Source organism: Mesorhizobium sp. M0437, from assembly GCF_040321335.1.
In the GTDB taxonomy this organism is placed as follows: Bacteria; Pseudomonadota; Alphaproteobacteria; order Rhizobiales; family Rhizobiaceae; genus Mesorhizobium.
Map to the genome: position 1 here is coordinate 1 of NZ_JAMYRK010000038.1, position 13529 is coordinate 13529.

Here is a 13529-nt window from a genome sequence, read left to right on the forward strand (position 1 = left end):
GCCGAGGCGCTGGAGGTGGAGGCCGCAGGCCGAGGCGCTGGAGGTGGAGGCCGCAGGCCGAGGCGCTGGGGGTGGAGGCCGCAGGCCGAGGCGCTGGAGGTGGAGGCCGCAGGCCGAGGCGCTGGAGGTGGAGGCCGCAGGCCGAGGCGCTGGAGGTGGAGGCCGCAGGCCGAGGCGCTGGGGGTGGAGGCCGCAGGCCGAGGCGCTTTCACGGGTGGCCCCTACCCCAAGGGGGGAAGTCCGCCCGCTGCCACGTAAATTAGAGCGTTCGCGTGATCGACCTTCTGTGGGAGTCCGGTCTAGCGCCCCATACGGGTAAGAAAGTCATAAATGGCTTGGTCCAGTATCTCCGAAGGATCATTGGCGAAGTCGCGTACTGGCGAGCCCTCCTTGGCCTGAAGCTGGCGTTGGGTCTGACGGATCGCCAACATCTCTTCCAAGTGAGCATCGTGTAAGAGCACGAACAACTTCCCACCTTCCCGCATTGCCCCGAACGCTGCCAGCTCTGCATTTTCATGCGGCACCGCGCGGCTTACTAGGAAACAAACGGAACGCAAGGCCGCAGCGTTCACATAGCGTTCCGTGGAGTAAATCTGACCTGGGGTAATACCATCGGAATAGTTCTTGCACTCGAATATGATGGCTCTGGTCCGAAAGTCTCTTGTAAGCGTATCCCAAAAGGGATGACCAGCTCGTACCCGATAAACAAGATCAAGAATATCCAGTCCGTCTTCGGTGCGGCTTTGGGGGCGAGGATCGACAAGATAATCGCCGAATAGATAGTTCACAATCTCCTGTAGGAGCGCTTCGTACGCCTTAGCATCTTCTCGTCCCGGCTGAATGCTCCTGAGCTTGTCCCGTAGGCCCCCTCAAGCGGCCCTTCTTCGGAGAAGCCGAGCCCGGCCTCACCGAACTCAAGGTAATCGGGAGTGTCCTCGGAGAACCGGGAGTCGGTCGCCTTCGACCTCTCCGCCAGACGCCGAGCACTTTCGCCAATCCTCTCTACAGCGGCCAATTCCCCAAAGAACTGTCAAAACCGTTTAGTCAGTCCAAGGCGTTTCGGCGGGAGCCTTCTTAGCTGTCGCTCGATCTGCCCTCTGTCCCATATCTCGATTTCGAAATCTCTCTCTAGCCATTCGCGGTGGGCGGGTTCGACGTTACAGCTGAGCAGGACGTAATGCATGCTGGATGAATCGACATTTGAAAGGACTGCTTTGGACCGCGCCACAACATCTCGCAACTCACGAAGGGTGGGCGGGTTCGCCGGCACCACCTTGGTATCGATGACAATGCTGTCCTCCTTCTTGCTCGCATGGATATCCGCAGTCTGCGATGCTGATGTAAGCGGGGACCACTGCCGCGCAATCTGGTACCCAATAGCGAAAAACAATTCCGCGCAGAGCGCCTCAAAGCGCTCGCCCAGCCCTCTGATTTCCACAGCAGCCCTCTCCGTCTCCAACCTGACCAATCGCTAAGTGGGTAACTTCATGGCCTCCACAAGCGCCCTCTTTGCCTTGTCCGGGTCCTGCCCCGCTTAGCCATGCTGGGTTAGTTCCAGGTTCTTCGCACGGTCGCTGTCGGTATGTCCAATCACCCTCACCGCCATCGCCGACACGATGAACGACATGGGGGCGAAGACCTCCCGGGGAGGCAAGTGGTCCGCGACTCAGGTAATGAGGGTGCTGGATCGGGTGGCCATCGCCCCCACCGAACCGTGAGCCCAGAGTATGGATGGTCCCGTGCCGCAGTCAGTCTCCTTCACCACTCCAGTCATCAACCTTGGGCGGCGCACACGCGGCGACATCTACCTTGGCATACCCTCCGAGGCGTTTGCGACGGAGATAGGCAAATCGATCATCTCCTGGGGTATGTTCGAGAACGCTTTCAACGTACGTCTTGAGCAGCTACTCCGCCATCTGCCCCTGCCGGAGGGCGAGCGCTTGCCACACACTTACGGCGAGAGGCGCAAGCTCTTTGCCGCCAAGTTCTCAGAGCTTGAGGTCAATACGTCCGTTGCCGAGAGGCTCGCCCAGAAGCTGCTCAGGGCAGAAGACTGTCAGCGATACCGCAATGCCGTTGCCCACTCCGACATCAAGTGGACGATGGATTTTCGTGACGGGGAGGCGTTCCCGGCTATTCAAATCGAACTAAGGCGGGGCAAGGCTAAGGAGCTGCCCTACGTGACGCTCCCTGACATGGAGGCACTCTCCGAAGACCTGTTGCTTGCCGGAGGCCTTCTAAGTGCACTGTCGATAACAGCCGGCGATGCGTGGCCTGCCAAGGCTCTTGGAGACCGCGAGGTTGCATTGCTCCGCTCCATCTTCACTGGAGACGCCTTGGAGTAGCGAACCCAGGGGCTGCCTACCTGAGGGCGACACAACCACGCGCATACGTCCCACAGCGCGAAACCACGCCCGTCCACCGGTCCTGCATCAGGTAGCTTTCACCGCTCATCCCCAGCAGGGGCCGCATCTCAACGCGGAACGTGGTGGCGACGATGATGGATGCGACGATGATGGCACCCGGCACTAGAAACTTTTCCATGCGTAGTCCCCCTCAATTGGCACTGTTGGTAGGCGGTGGAAGCACCGGCACAATCTTGAGCATCTCCGCCGCCAGGCCAGGCAACATGGCATCTGAGGAGCCGTACTTGACGTGAACCGAGGGGGACGAGTGACCCGCCATATACTCCCGAGCACTGTCCTCCACTCCGTAGCGCCGGCAAAGGTCAACGAAGAGGTGGCGCAGCCCGTGATTAGGAGCGACCCCAGGCCGGACCAGGCCCACCGCCTTGCTCTTCACCCACCGCCCAATGAGCGACGTTGCGCCGTCCCTGAATAGCTGGCCAGAAGGAGCCGCCCTCACCCACTCAAGGAAACCCTCAGCCTCCAGGGCCGGATGGACAGGAATGCGCCGTTCGCTGCTAGCCGTCTTGAGGGAGCGCTTACCGGCGCTTGTCACCTTGAGGAACCACGATCCCTCCGCCTCAAAGAAGTCAGCCTTCCTCAGAGTGTTCGCCTCGCTTATCCGCAGCCCTGCATAGAGGCACAGCCAGGGCAACCAGCGCTTGCTTGAGTCGGTCTCCCTCCGTGCTGCCTTTAGAACCGTGCGGGCCTCCTCAAGCCTATACGCGGTCTCCCCGCCAGGCTTCTCCATATAGCTTGGCAGCTCCACCTTGCCCGACACCGTCTCCGCCGCCGCCATGGCCTCCCGGTACTGCCTCAAGCGCTTGCCCCAGTTGATGATGGTCCCAAGGTTGACGAGCCTGTCCGCTATGGACCGATTGGAGGGCTCTCCCGCCTTCAGCATCGCATCCGCCCAGGCCTCGACCTCGTGCACTGTCACGGTCGCCGCGTTGGATGAGCCCCGGTGGCGAGCAAAGGACTCCGCTATCCGCTTGTACTTTTTGACCGATTTCTCCGGCATCGACTTGGAGCCCTGCCCCGCACTCCGCTTGGTGGCTTGAGCATCGATGATCGTGGCGAATGTGACCACGGGCCGGCCTTGCGCGGCCCCTACGGGCACTGACTCCAGGACGAAGGCGGGAGAGCCCTCAAGCTCAGGCACCGGCCTGTAGTCGCCGCCGCTCCGCGCCACTAGGCCCCGCCGAGCAGCCCCCATCATTGTCCACTAGTTCGAAGGTCAGGAGACGCCGCGCCTCCTCCGTAACCAGGAGCCCACGAGCCGCGAGGGCCGCATCAGCGTCAGCCCCATGCATTCCTTCCAGAGCCATCACAAAGTCTGGCCCCAGGCTCGCCTGGAGTGCTGGGAACTTGATGAATAGGGAGAGGGCCAACCTGACCCGCTCATCCTCCCCGGCCTTGAAGTAGGCCAGAAGAGCGCCCCGAAGCTCGGCCAGTTCGCTGGGAGGCATTGAGGCCGCCGCCCTAGCCAGCACCCCGCCATCGTCCGCACGGGCCTCAGAGACGGGGAGACTTGGAGGAGCGTAAAACGGCTCTTCCTCATGTGCCGCCGGAAGGCCTTGGCGTATTCCCCCGCGAGTGCGAAACGTTGCTTCTGGGTTAGACCCCGAGGACCATGCTCCAGGAGCGCCCCCCACGCCCCGACGCGCAGCCCCTAAAAGCCGTTCTGACCGTTTCGAATTCGTCGCCAGATCAGAGCCGTAACCAGGCTAATCACTGATTGCTTCATAGTTCCCCCACGCCCCACGCCATTCGCATATCGTCCACACGACTATGGACTTACGCACAGCGGCTTCCCCTGCCCGAAATTCCTATCGCTTCGATCTTCGCCACCCCGCCGAACGGGCATCTGCTTCTGAGCAAAACCACCGTTCGCCTTTTGATTCCGAAATCCGGGTCGCGTCGTAGAATTTCTGCCCTGACCGGTGATAGATGCGCTCGCCTTCGGCTGGATGTTGTCTTTAATCTTGCACCCGCTGTTCCCCGTGGCGAAGAGCAAAGGCCAACGCGCCGCCCACAGCTGCAGCTCTGCTTGCGCCGTTATATAAGATAAGCCTAATGTAGTTAATGATCCGGCTATTGAGAAGGGACGGCAGCGCCCTCGGGTTGGGCACTATCTTAGCCACCGCCTGCACTTTCGGGATGCCGCCGGCATCGGCCCATGACATCTGGTATGAAAAGCAGTGCTGCCAAGACGAGCATTGTGAGCCGATCCCAGATGGCGCGGTGCGCGAAACAAGGAAGGGCTTCAAAATGCCCTCCGGTGAGTTGCTGCCTTACGCGGACAACAGGGTGCGTCGATCACACGACATGCGTTTCCATTGGTGCCATACCCAAAAAGCAACGGCAAACCGGCATCGTGAAGTGCAACCTGGCCCCGACAGCACAATCTGCCTATACGTGCCGCCTAGGTCCTTCTAACTCTCTGTCCATCATACCACTCTGGCTTCGTCACCGAAGATTTCTCCGGATGCGTTCAACTTAGAAAGTCCATTTCGACCGAGGTCGAAGGCCTGACCAGCCTGTTCTTCGCCACCGGGCCAGACCGCCGGGCTTGTAGACACACCGGCCTTTCTTGATTTGACCTTTCAGGACGGTAGGCACATGCTTCCGGTAAAGGGCTTCGACTATTGAAAAGTTAGGCGGATCGCATGGTCCTCTCCAGCCCTCTCCAGAGCCGCGTTGGATCTTCCCGTTCGCTTCGACCGCCCGGGCCGAAAGGCTTGCCTTTCCTCGGAGATCTGGTCGCTTTCGGCAGAGACGAGCTCGGTTTCATCACTGAAACCGCACGTCGATATGGCGATCTCGTTTGGCTCAATCTTGCCGGATGGCCCGCTCTTCTGGTCAGCGATGTGGAGGCTATCGAGACAATCCTCGTCAAAGATCATGACAATTATATCAAACATCGGCTCGCGTTGCGCCATGTAAAGGCGCTGTGGGTGAGGAGATCGTTGCCTGCGAAGCCGCTGGCGTGACGCCGATCGTGCTCAAGCCTTTAACCTCAGGGCGAAGGCGGACGGGCGCTTTGGCAAGCAGGACTTCATCTATCAGCCTGAAACCGACACCTATCGTTGCCCAGCAGGCGAACAACTGATCTGGCGGCCGCGAAAAGTCGTTGATCAACCTGTCGAGTTCAACGGGCACGGTTGGTGTCGAGGTCATCGGTCCTGACTCTCCTACGGCCTCACTGTCGCGATTGCAGTGCGATATCCACATGCTTTATGGCATGCTCGGAGGTCTTAGAATACCTGCGACATATCAAAGGGTTACAGTGTCAAACCTACTCGAAATGGTCCGTTGATTCTGCTGGATTTTCTTCGAAATTGTCAAACCTCAATTTCGGCCTGGTCGAGCTGTGCAGCACTCCCGACCGCGAGCAAGCCCCTTCCCTCCCGATCCGCCCGACGATGCTTCCGCTGTGCAGGAAGAGTGCATCTGCTGGTCGGGGGCCGGCGACGATTCCGATCGGGACAAACCAGCGGCCCGGCCCAATACCGTCCCGCGGTGCTGCCGTTGGTGGTAGCTTGGCCCTTCCGCGGTTGTCCTCTTGGCCGCTCCGGCCCACCGCTTGTTGCTTGTCTGCAACACACGGTGAGATTGCGCGCTCCGGCTTGTCGGTTGCATTCCGTCGGGCTGGTGGGGACACAGAAATGAAATTTGTTTTGGCAGCCGCAATTCTCGGCGCAACGCTCACGTCGGCGATGGCGGCAGATGTGGTCCAAGAGCTTCCAGTTGCTTCCACGTATGATTGGACGGGCGGCTATGTCGGCGGCCAGATCGGTTACGCCTGGGGGAGAGACCACATCCAAGACGAAAACCTCGCTGACGGGTCCACCGATTACTCGGATAAATTCAAGATGCGGGGCGTGACCGGTGGTGTTTTTGCCGGCTACAATATGCAGTGGGGCAGCGTTATCGGCGGCATTGAAGGTGACGTCCAGGCCTCCGGGATTATCGGCCACAACCCGGACTGGCCATTCGGCACTGACGACAACACCCGTATCAACGCCCAAGGCTCATTGCGCGGGCGCTTGGGCTATGCCTTCGACAACTGGCTGCCCTATGTCACCGGTGGCTTGGCGGTAGCGCATATCCGCACGAAGTTCGAAGATGGCGGAGCAACGGATTCCGAGTCGCAAGTCAAGGCTGGCTGGACGATTGGTGCTGGCGTCGACTACGCCTTCAGCAGTAATTGGTTCGGCAAGGTCGAATATCGTTACACCGACCTGGGCAAGATCACCACGGCTACCGACAACACTGATCCAGGCTGGGAAGAGCACGAAAAAATCAAGCTAAACGAGGTCAGGATCGGCATCGCCTATAAGTTCTGATTGAGCAGCGCCTTGAATGCAGTTCTTACGCCGTTCCGGCATATGAAAGCCCCGCGAAATTCCGCCGCCTCCGTCGGGGTTCGAGTGCAACCGAGTTTACTGGCGCTGACTCTTAAACTCGCCAGTGAGCATCCGATCTTGGTCGCAATATCTTTCAACGGTTCTTTACTAAGATATCCATGAAGAATTACCTTGCGACGGGCTTGCTTTTGAGCTTTGCGTTCATTTCGGGGGCTCCTCAACTACGCGTTCACAACACGCGATTCTATACGAATCAAATTGAAGATTGTCGTTGGCTTCACATCCAGAAACGTATCTCGGAATGCATTTTTTAAGATTTCTTCATGCCGCCAAGCTGCCGATAATATTCCTGCTCACCTGTTTCCAACACCACACAGCCCTCCCACGAAGGGCAAGATTAATAACGAGCGAGACGGCGAGATAGAAAGGTGGCATAGGGGTGGTCGCCGACCTGGACGACAGTAAGGACCGGTCGCCAAGTCGACTGTTATCGCTTATACAGGAATTCCCCCGCGTGCGCGCAAGCGCGCAAGGGGTACTGCAATCGCTAGTGAGGCCGATACGCGCACCAGCTCGGCCCAACAGCGATGCTAATTCTGGATAAGAAAGTTTTTAGGGTGGGGGCATCCCATTCTCTGCCAGATGCGATTCCGGCGCACCCGCATCCCCTCACGTGCAATTTTTTTGATTGCCTTTGATTTCTCCGAAAATCAAACCTGCTTTTTTGCCTCTCACCCGTATATAGCGTGACAGAGCGACCTTTGCTGCGTTGGGGAAGATGAAGACCGGCCTCGCCGGAACCGCGCCTCGAGCGCACCAAGCCTCCTTCGGATTTATTCTTTACCCGCTCCGCGCATCGCATCATGGGACTACCCGGCCTGCCAGCCGGAATTCAAACCTGGGGAATTCTCAACATGAATACCGAAACCGGCGGCATGCGTGCGGTGCACTGGCCGGCCAAAAAAGATCCAGCCGCAGCGCTTGCCGTGCTGCAAGAGATCGCGACACCATCGCCGAAACGCGTACGGAAGGCGCGCAGGGTTATCTTAACCCGCGAGACGCCAATCCCGATGACGCCGAGACGCATGACGTGCCAGGCGACGAGGTGACGTCTGAAACTATGGTGGAGCCGGCACAGGATGGGCTCGACGAAACCCAAGGGGACATTCATGGTCTTCTGTCGGGAAAAATCAAGAAGAATGTTTGGCAGAAATTTCTGAGCGGGAATTAGAGAACCAAGCACGGAGCGAGCCTCTGTACTCTTTCGCTTTGACGCTCAGCCAGCCCGCTAAGGGACTTCTTCCGTCGGCCCCTGTTTGGCCCGATCAATAGCCGCAAGTAATGACTGTAGGGTTGGCGGCAGTTCTGGTTCGACCGCCAGATTTACGAACGTTTGTACGTTATGACGATAGCCTTCGGAACGGATCAGTTTCCGAAACGCTTCGGAGACAGACTGATGGTCTGCTTTGTTGCTCGTTGTCACGTTCGGGAAGTCCGTCCCAATGATCCGTAACTCGCCCGCAACGAACGGGTTCCATCAGGAGGTCGGAATATTTGGTAGAAATTTCTGAGCGGGAGATCGGATAGGCTGGCTCGCGCGAAGACCCCCCGTGCCCCCTTCGTTTGCCGCAGCATTGATCCTCGCTCTTTGAACTGAAGATTCGTGTCTATCTAGCGTCGGTGTTGCACATCGTGAACGTTGGAATGCTTCTGTCCAATGTTTGCTCACGCTGTGATGCCAACGGGCAGGCTCTTGCGGCAGGGTGCCGCAAGGCGAATGAAACGCCGGCCCAGTTCAACCCGCGCGACGTCCTTCAAAGCTGGCGGGATCGATCTTCACCAAGCCGTCTGCAGCCTCGACCGCAGTTCGTATCCTGCTGCACAGCGCGAGATTTTCCGCCAGCATTTCTTCAGTGCGTTGAAGCGCGAGCTCGGTCCGGTGGATGCGCTGCCTGGCATTGGCAAGTTCCGATGTCAAAAGATCGGCCGCCATCCCGTGGCCGTGGGGTTCCATAGTGTCCGTGTCCATGGGTTTCTAATACATGGGGGGCGATATCGTTCCCTGATGTCGGGCGAAACGGCGGGCCGCAGAAAAGCGCGATGGGCCGAATGACCAATGCGCGCCGTGTCAAAACAGCGCCGGCAACAGGCGAACGGCTTCGGCCGCTCTAGATCCCACGGGCAGAGGCGATCACGGTCCAGAGGGCCATTGATCTGTTCAGGTACGACTACAACGTAAGCGAAGACACACTCAGGCGGCTGGTGATCAAGCACCGTCTTCACAACCAGACAATGCCCGGTGCTCCGTGGAGAATAAGCGCTCCCGGTTTGGCTATGGCGCTCGCCGGCGATGATGACGCGCTTGCGCGGTTGAGGCGGGACGATCGCGAGCATCCGGACGTAACTCGGTATTTCAAGCGGCTCGGCATCCCGCGACCCTGACCTGTTATCAAAAGTTATGGTCGCGGCGACTGTCTAAAATAGACATTAAGTAGATGTCGCGGCCCGACAGGGCCCCACACATGCCCATACGTGCGGAATTTCTCGACGAGGCCGCGCGTGCGAACTCTTGCCTCGAAACAGGGGCCGGAGATACTCCAGCCTTCTCGCGCAAGCATTCGGCGTCTCCGCATGATCGACGCACGATGTTTGCACAACAGCCGCTGCAAGAGTGATGCACGATGGACAGTGGTGGGGCACGCGTTGACGAGATGTCAAGCGTTCAGGATTTTCGCTTCCTTGGCGGCGCTGAGAAATGCCACGCGCGCTACCTCCGGTGCGCTGCCGCCGCCGAGCACCTTCATGCATGCCATACGAGCCTGGATGCGGCGGCCGGTTTCTCCAATGGGCCAGCGGTAAAGCAGCATTTCGGCGGCTTCGCGGGTGCTCGAAACACTGACTTTGCCCGAGGACAGCAAAACGGTCACGGGCTCTTCGAACGTGCCGACGTCTCGTTCGCAGGTCATATGCTGGTCTCCTTTCGCAACCTCCCAAGACCTTACGGGTGAACCCTCCGTTCCGTTGCGTCACGTTTGTCCCGGTGGGCGAACATTCTGTGAGGATGGGACCTCGTCCAGAGCGCGGGCTTGATCGCTCAGACTGGACTCGCTAACGCGTTGCGGTCCTCAAATAGCGAGAACCGTCCTTATCGCTACGGGCCACTTGCCGGCGCAGGCATCCGCAGACGGAAGTCAATACTCATTTCTGGGGATGGAAATCTCGCGTGCAGATCGGCGAAGCTGGGCAAGAGGAGTGATCGTCATGACCGTTCTTGCCCATAGCCTCGCCAGCGACCCCAACGGAACGTGGCGGGTCGTCTTCTTGCCTGAAGAGCTGCATCTCTATGTGGAGATCAATCGGCTAGGCGCCGGCACAAATCCCGTTGACTGGATGAGCCTCGACGACTTCCTTGCACGGCGCCCAAAAGATGCTCTCCACCAGCGGGCGCGCGACAGACTGGTCTCGCTTATTTGCAAGGCGCTTGGGGCCTGTCCCGGCTGACGCCGAACCGTTCTATCGACTGGGAAATAGCCTGTGCTTCTATCCGAAGGCGATGGGGGAAAGCGCTATGGGCAGGGGAAGAATGATCGCGGTTTTGGCCGCAGCTCTGGTGATTGCCGGTTGCCAGAACAGCGGGTACTTGCTGAAACCATACAGCGCTTCTGTCGCGCCCAAGCACGTCGTCCCAGACCGTTGGCGGTTCATTCTGGGTCTTCGATCGTCCGGACCTTCGCAAGATCATGACGACACCGTCGCCAGGCACTATTGCCGCTCCGGCGATCATCAGTGGCGCAACAGTCGGGCTCGTGAAGCTCGATCCGGTGGTTGCTGCGCACAAAGCCGTCGCCCTGCAGTACCTCGCTCAAACTGGCCGGACCTGCGAGATCAAAACCAGCGTCGAGATTTGGCGCCCGGAGTTTGAACACACCTACGTTTGCTCAAACTGAGGGTCGGGAGTCGCGAGCGCAAGAGCGAACGTTGCTGCCTTGCGCATCGCCCTCTAGGCCGCCGGCGTCGAGTTCATCCCGGAGAACGGCGCCGGCGCCGGCGTGAGGCTCCGCAAACCTTAGGCCGTAGACTCATTACTGCGCAGCCACACACCTGCTTTTCGCCATCGGACGAAGCGGTTGCAACACGTGGTGCGCGGGCCATAGCCATGAGGCAGGTCGCGCCATGGGGCACCGGAGCGCAGCACACAGAAGATGCCGTTCAGCACGCGCCGATCATCAACACGCGGCACACCTCTGGCTTGTTGGGTAGCAGCGGCTCGATCACCATTCAAGGTCTGTCAGACCATATCGGCTCATGGAGAGCCCTGAATCAGAATCCGGCCCGATGTGGAGTGTCAGTAGGACGTTTCGTTCGTCACCTGTCACCTTATCGAGCAGTGAAGGAAATGCATCGCACATTGCGCGGCGAACGTGCTCCGCAGGGATTTCCGGCAGAAGCTCTTGGTTGCGGTCGGGCCGAGCAAGGGGCGAGCTTCTTGCCGGGCCTGCGCCAACACCAGAGTGAGTTCAGGGTCCAAGACAAGCTGTAGAATCTCGCCTGCTTCGAATGCTTCCCCTAACCACACAAAAACTCATTGCCCGACCGCCTGTGCCGATGATCTCCGGGGATACGCCACGACGCCTGCTTGATTTATGCGGGAGTCTCCCGACTACGTTGCTGGATGGGTAGCACGCCACAAATTGAAACGGTTTTGATCGAGATGATTGTCCAAGCTGCAGATTTTCCAGCGGCCAGCTTCGATTGCGTAGCAGGCGACTGCGCCGATAAATCTGGAGCCCGAATACTCTTCAATGTTCGCCTGACAGCCATGCGGATGTTCAGCGAATTGTCGCGATCGCGAGCAAATCGGACGGGGGGATGACTCCTCTGCTTCTGCTGCTGGAATCGTACGGGAACGTCGATCAAGATCCATGAGGTGCCGGTTGAGGACTACCCATTGGTAGTCTCCATCGCCGATTGGGCCAATCAGCCCTTCACTCGCAAGCCATTACCAACGTCAATGTCGAGGTTACCCTGCTCCTGGACGCCGTCGCATCGGAAGCACGGCCGGATTAGCTGAATTGCGGACTCAGCCGATGTTAGCGGGGCTTACGCGTTATGAACGGGGCCCCACTCCTCTTGCTGCTTTGCGCATTCCACACTGCCATTTATGCGACTTTCGAAGCACAAATCATGAACACGGGATGACGGGGTATTGGGTTCAAACCAGAAGCAGACATTTCTGATCGCGGGAAAGGCTGCCCGGATGGGTCGCTACTTCGGCATTGGGAGGAGACTTCTGTAGTCCGATCCCTCTCCGCCCCCAGATCGGTATTGATGTACCGACATCGGGTAGTCATACTTACGGGGCAAGTGAGGAGAAAACGAGCCACAATGCGTCTGCTGCCAAATCTGCTCTCCCGTTTTGTAAAAAACGGGCGCCTGACTGTCATATTCGAGAACGGTTTCAGGCAAGCCTTCGGCAGTGGACAGGATGGCCCGACGTGACGATCCGCCTAACCGACAAAGCGGTCGAACGCGAGATCTTCTTCAATCCGGAACTGAAAGCGGCCGAAGCCTACATGGATGGCCGCTTGGTGATCGAGAACGGTGGCAAAGCACTTGACCTTTTGTCACTTTTTTCCGTCAACCGCACTGGGTTGGCAGCCCACCCTGTTCAGAAGGTGTTGCGGAAAGTCTGGCGTGCGTTGCGCCGGCGCCAGCAGAACAACAAGCTCGGTCTCGCCGCCAAAAACGTTCAGCATCACTACGACATCCCGACGAAATTTTATGAGCTATGGCTCGACGAGACAATGACCTATTCGTGCGCCTATTACACGGCACCGGACAACAGTCTGCAGCAAGCGCAGATGGACAAGCATCGCCACATTGCCGCGAAGCTCAAGCTAGAGCCGGGCATGCATGTGATGGAAATCGGCTCAGGCTGGGGCGCTCTCGCCATCTATCTCGCCAAGTATTGCGACGTGAAGGTCACGGCGATCAACGTTTCGACGGAGCAATTGGCGGCGTCTCGGCTTCGAGCGATCGAGGCCGGGGTCGCTCATCAGATCGATTTTCGCGAGGTCGACTATCGCGAGGTCAGCGGGCAGTTCGACCGTGTTGTCTCGATCGGAATGATGGAGCACGTGGGCGTCGTTCATTTCGACAGCTATTTCACGATCATCAGTAGATTGTTGAAGGAGGGCGGCTTCGCATTGGTTCATGCCATCGGACGCATGTCACCGCCTGGCACGACTGCGCCGTAGCGCACGGGGATCTGGTGCGCCGACTGCGAAAATTTGCGGCTGCACTATTACTGGACGATCCACGATTGGCGTCTCGGTTATGAGGCCAGGCGCGAGGAGGCAGTCGCCATGATGGGCGAACGATTCTGCCGTATGTGGGATTTCTATCTGGCGTCGGCCGAACTCGGTTTCCTAAACGGTTCAAATTTTGTCTTCCAGATGCTGATCTCGGCTCGCCGTGACGATGTCCCGATCATCCGCGATTATATTGTTGAAGATGAGCGACGCCTACTGAGCTCGATGCAGACGAGTGCGTAGTTTCGCTATCTACACCGTGGGCCCGGTCCGCTGGTTAGCTCGCCCTGCAGGACTCGGATGACAACAGACAGCCACGCCCACTCATCCCGCCGGTCAATCTTCGTCCGACGGAAGCGCCAGTGCAACCAATCGACAAGTCCGCAGATCAAAGCGGTCGGCCACGAATGACAGCTTTGCGCCTATATCAGTCACTCAGGCGG

General features: G+C 58.7%; 14 protein-coding genes and 4 pseudogenes. 9 read left to right on the forward strand and 9 right to left on the reverse strand.

All coding sequences use genetic code 11. The annotated features are described in order from the left end of the window. Positions 1-299: 299 nt before the first annotated feature. Positions 300-788 (reverse strand): hypothetical protein, encoded by a 489-nt coding sequence (locus NKI72_RS21875; RefSeq protein WP_352850863.1) that lies wholly within the window; start codon positions 786-788, stop codon positions 300-302. A 242-nt stretch (positions 789-1030) separates the two neighbouring features. Continuing rightward, positions 1031-1438 carry a hypothetical protein gene (locus tag NKI72_RS21880; RefSeq protein ID WP_352850865.1) on the reverse strand — a complete coding sequence of 136 codons (408 nt, stop codon included), beginning with the start codon at positions 1436-1438 and terminating at the stop codon, positions 1031-1033. A gap of 166 nt (positions 1439-1604) precedes the next feature. Here NKI72_RS21880 and NKI72_RS21885 point away from each other — a divergent pair, with 166 nt between their 5' ends. Both NKI72_RS21885 and NKI72_RS21890 read left to right on the forward strand, forming a co-directional pair. Next, positions 1605-1718, forward strand: a complete 114-nt coding sequence (locus tag NKI72_RS21885; protein ID WP_352452685.1) for a hypothetical protein — start codon at positions 1605-1607, stop codon at positions 1716-1718. Between the two features lie 21 nt (positions 1719-1739). Next, positions 1740-2345, forward strand: coding sequence for a hypothetical protein (locus NKI72_RS21890; protein WP_352452651.1), 606 nt, complete (start codon positions 1740-1742; stop codon positions 2343-2345). Between the two features lie 16 nt (positions 2346-2361). Here NKI72_RS21890 and NKI72_RS21895 read toward each other — a convergent pair whose 3' ends face one another. From NKI72_RS21895 to NKI72_RS35475, 3 genes are all read right to left on the reverse strand, one after another. Continuing rightward, complete coding sequence (locus tag NKI72_RS21895) at positions 2362-2544, reverse strand: hypothetical protein (protein WP_352452652.1); 183 nt, start codon at positions 2542-2544, stop codon at positions 2362-2364. Between the two features lie 12 nt (positions 2545-2556). After that, entirely contained in the window at positions 2557-3426 is an 870-nt protein-coding gene (locus tag NKI72_RS21900) for a site-specific integrase (protein ID WP_352850866.1), read from the reverse strand. An 808-nt stretch (positions 3427-4234) separates the two neighbouring features. After that, complete coding sequence (locus NKI72_RS35475) at positions 4235-4357, reverse strand: sunset domain-containing protein (RefSeq protein ID WP_502904520.1); 123 nt, start codon at positions 4355-4357, stop codon at positions 4235-4237. 717 nt (positions 4358-5074) lie between these two features. Between NKI72_RS35475 and NKI72_RS21905 the strand changes: the two genes are divergently transcribed. From NKI72_RS21905 to NKI72_RS21920, 4 genes and pseudogenes are all read left to right on the forward strand, one after another. Next, positions 5075-5398: a cytochrome P450 gene (locus NKI72_RS21905; protein WP_352779558.1), complete on the forward strand. Its 324-nt coding sequence runs from the start codon at positions 5075-5077 to the stop codon at positions 5396-5398. Then, positions 5362-5525, forward strand: a pseudogene (locus NKI72_RS21910) (IS5/IS1182 family transposase); the annotation flags it as partial. The gene NKI72_RS21905 and the pseudogene NKI72_RS21910, both read left to right, overlap by 37 nt. A 548-nt stretch (positions 5526-6073) precedes the next feature. Beyond that, the gene (locus tag NKI72_RS21915; protein ID WP_352452654.1) at positions 6074-6754 is read left to right on the forward strand and encodes an outer membrane protein; all 681 of its coding nucleotides are present in this window, start codon (positions 6074-6076) and stop codon (positions 6752-6754) included. 799 nt (positions 6755-7553) lie between these two features. Beyond that, complete coding sequence (locus NKI72_RS21920) at positions 7554-8006, forward strand: hypothetical protein (RefSeq protein ID WP_352850868.1); 453 nt, start codon at positions 7554-7556, stop codon at positions 8004-8006. A gap of 564 nt (positions 8007-8570) precedes the next feature. Here the strand turns inward: NKI72_RS21920 and NKI72_RS21925 are convergent. Next, positions 8571-8789 carry a hypothetical protein gene (locus NKI72_RS21925; RefSeq protein ID WP_352850870.1) on the reverse strand — a complete coding sequence of 73 codons (219 nt, stop codon included), beginning with the start codon at positions 8787-8789 and terminating at the stop codon, positions 8571-8573. A 700-nt stretch (positions 8790-9489) separates the two neighbouring features. After that, a complete protein-coding gene (locus NKI72_RS21930; RefSeq protein ID WP_352781306.1) occupies positions 9490-9741 on the reverse strand; it encodes a DUF982 domain-containing protein in 252 nt (83 codons plus the stop codon). Between the two features lie 295 nt (positions 9742-10036). On the opposite strand from NKI72_RS21930, the gene NKI72_RS21935 reads away from it, so the two are divergent. Together NKI72_RS21935 and NKI72_RS21940 are read left to right on the forward strand one after the other, a co-directional pair. Continuing rightward, on the forward strand, positions 10037-10276 hold the full coding sequence (locus NKI72_RS21935; RefSeq protein WP_352452658.1) for a hypothetical protein: 240 nt from the start codon (positions 10037-10039) through the stop codon (positions 10274-10276). Positions 10277-10515: 239 nt separating this feature from the next. Beyond that, entirely contained in the window at positions 10516-10722 is a 207-nt protein-coding gene (locus NKI72_RS21940; protein ID WP_352452689.1) for a hypothetical protein, read from the forward strand. Between the two features lie 140 nt (positions 10723-10862). Here NKI72_RS21940 and NKI72_RS21945 read toward each other — a convergent pair. Further along, positions 10863-11082, reverse strand: a pseudogene (locus NKI72_RS21945) (transposase); the annotation flags it as partial. Positions 11083-11115: 33 nt separating this feature from the next. Beyond that, positions 11116-11348 (reverse strand): annotated as a pseudogene (locus NKI72_RS21950) (aminoglycoside adenylyltransferase domain-containing protein); the annotation flags it as partial. Positions 11349-12450: 1102 nt separating this feature from the next. On the opposite strand from NKI72_RS21950, the pseudogene NKI72_RS21955 reads away from it, so the two are divergent. Next, positions 12451-13329, forward strand: a pseudogene (locus NKI72_RS21955) (class I SAM-dependent methyltransferase). The last annotated feature ends 200 nt before the right edge of the window (positions 13330-13529 follow it).

What these genes read in the sequence shown, in the direction of transcription:
- NKI72_RS21895 (WP_352452652.1), bottom strand. Translation starts at nt 2,544, where the DNA reads ATGGAAAAGTTTCTAGTGCCGGGTGCCATCATCGTCGCATCCATCATC.
- NKI72_RS21900 (WP_352850866.1), bottom strand. Translation starts at nt 3,426, where the DNA reads ATGCCGGAGAAATCGGTCAAAAAGTACAAGCGGATAGCGGAGTCCTTT.
- NKI72_RS21905 (WP_352779558.1), top strand. Translation starts at nt 5,075, where the DNA reads ATGGTCCTCTCCAGCCCTCTCCAGAGCCGCGTTGGATCTTCCCGTTCG.
- NKI72_RS21915 (WP_352452654.1), top strand. Translation starts at nt 6,074, where the DNA reads ATGAAATTTGTTTTGGCAGCCGCAATTCTCGGCGCAACGCTCACGTCG.
- NKI72_RS21920 (WP_352850868.1), top strand. Translation starts at nt 7,554, where the DNA reads ATGAAGACCGGCCTCGCCGGAACCGCGCCTCGAGCGCACCAAGCCTCC.
- NKI72_RS21925 (WP_352850870.1), bottom strand. Translation starts at nt 8,789, where the DNA reads ATGGAACCCCACGGCCACGGGATGGCGGCCGATCTTTTGACATCGGAA.
- NKI72_RS21930 (WP_352781306.1), bottom strand. Translation starts at nt 9,741, where the DNA reads ATGACCTGCGAACGAGACGTCGGCACGTTCGAAGAGCCCGTGACCGTT.
- NKI72_RS21935 (WP_352452658.1), top strand. Translation starts at nt 10,037, where the DNA reads ATGACCGTTCTTGCCCATAGCCTCGCCAGCGACCCCAACGGAACGTGG.
- NKI72_RS21940 (WP_352452689.1), top strand. Translation starts at nt 10,516, where the DNA reads ATGACGACACCGTCGCCAGGCACTATTGCCGCTCCGGCGATCATCAGT.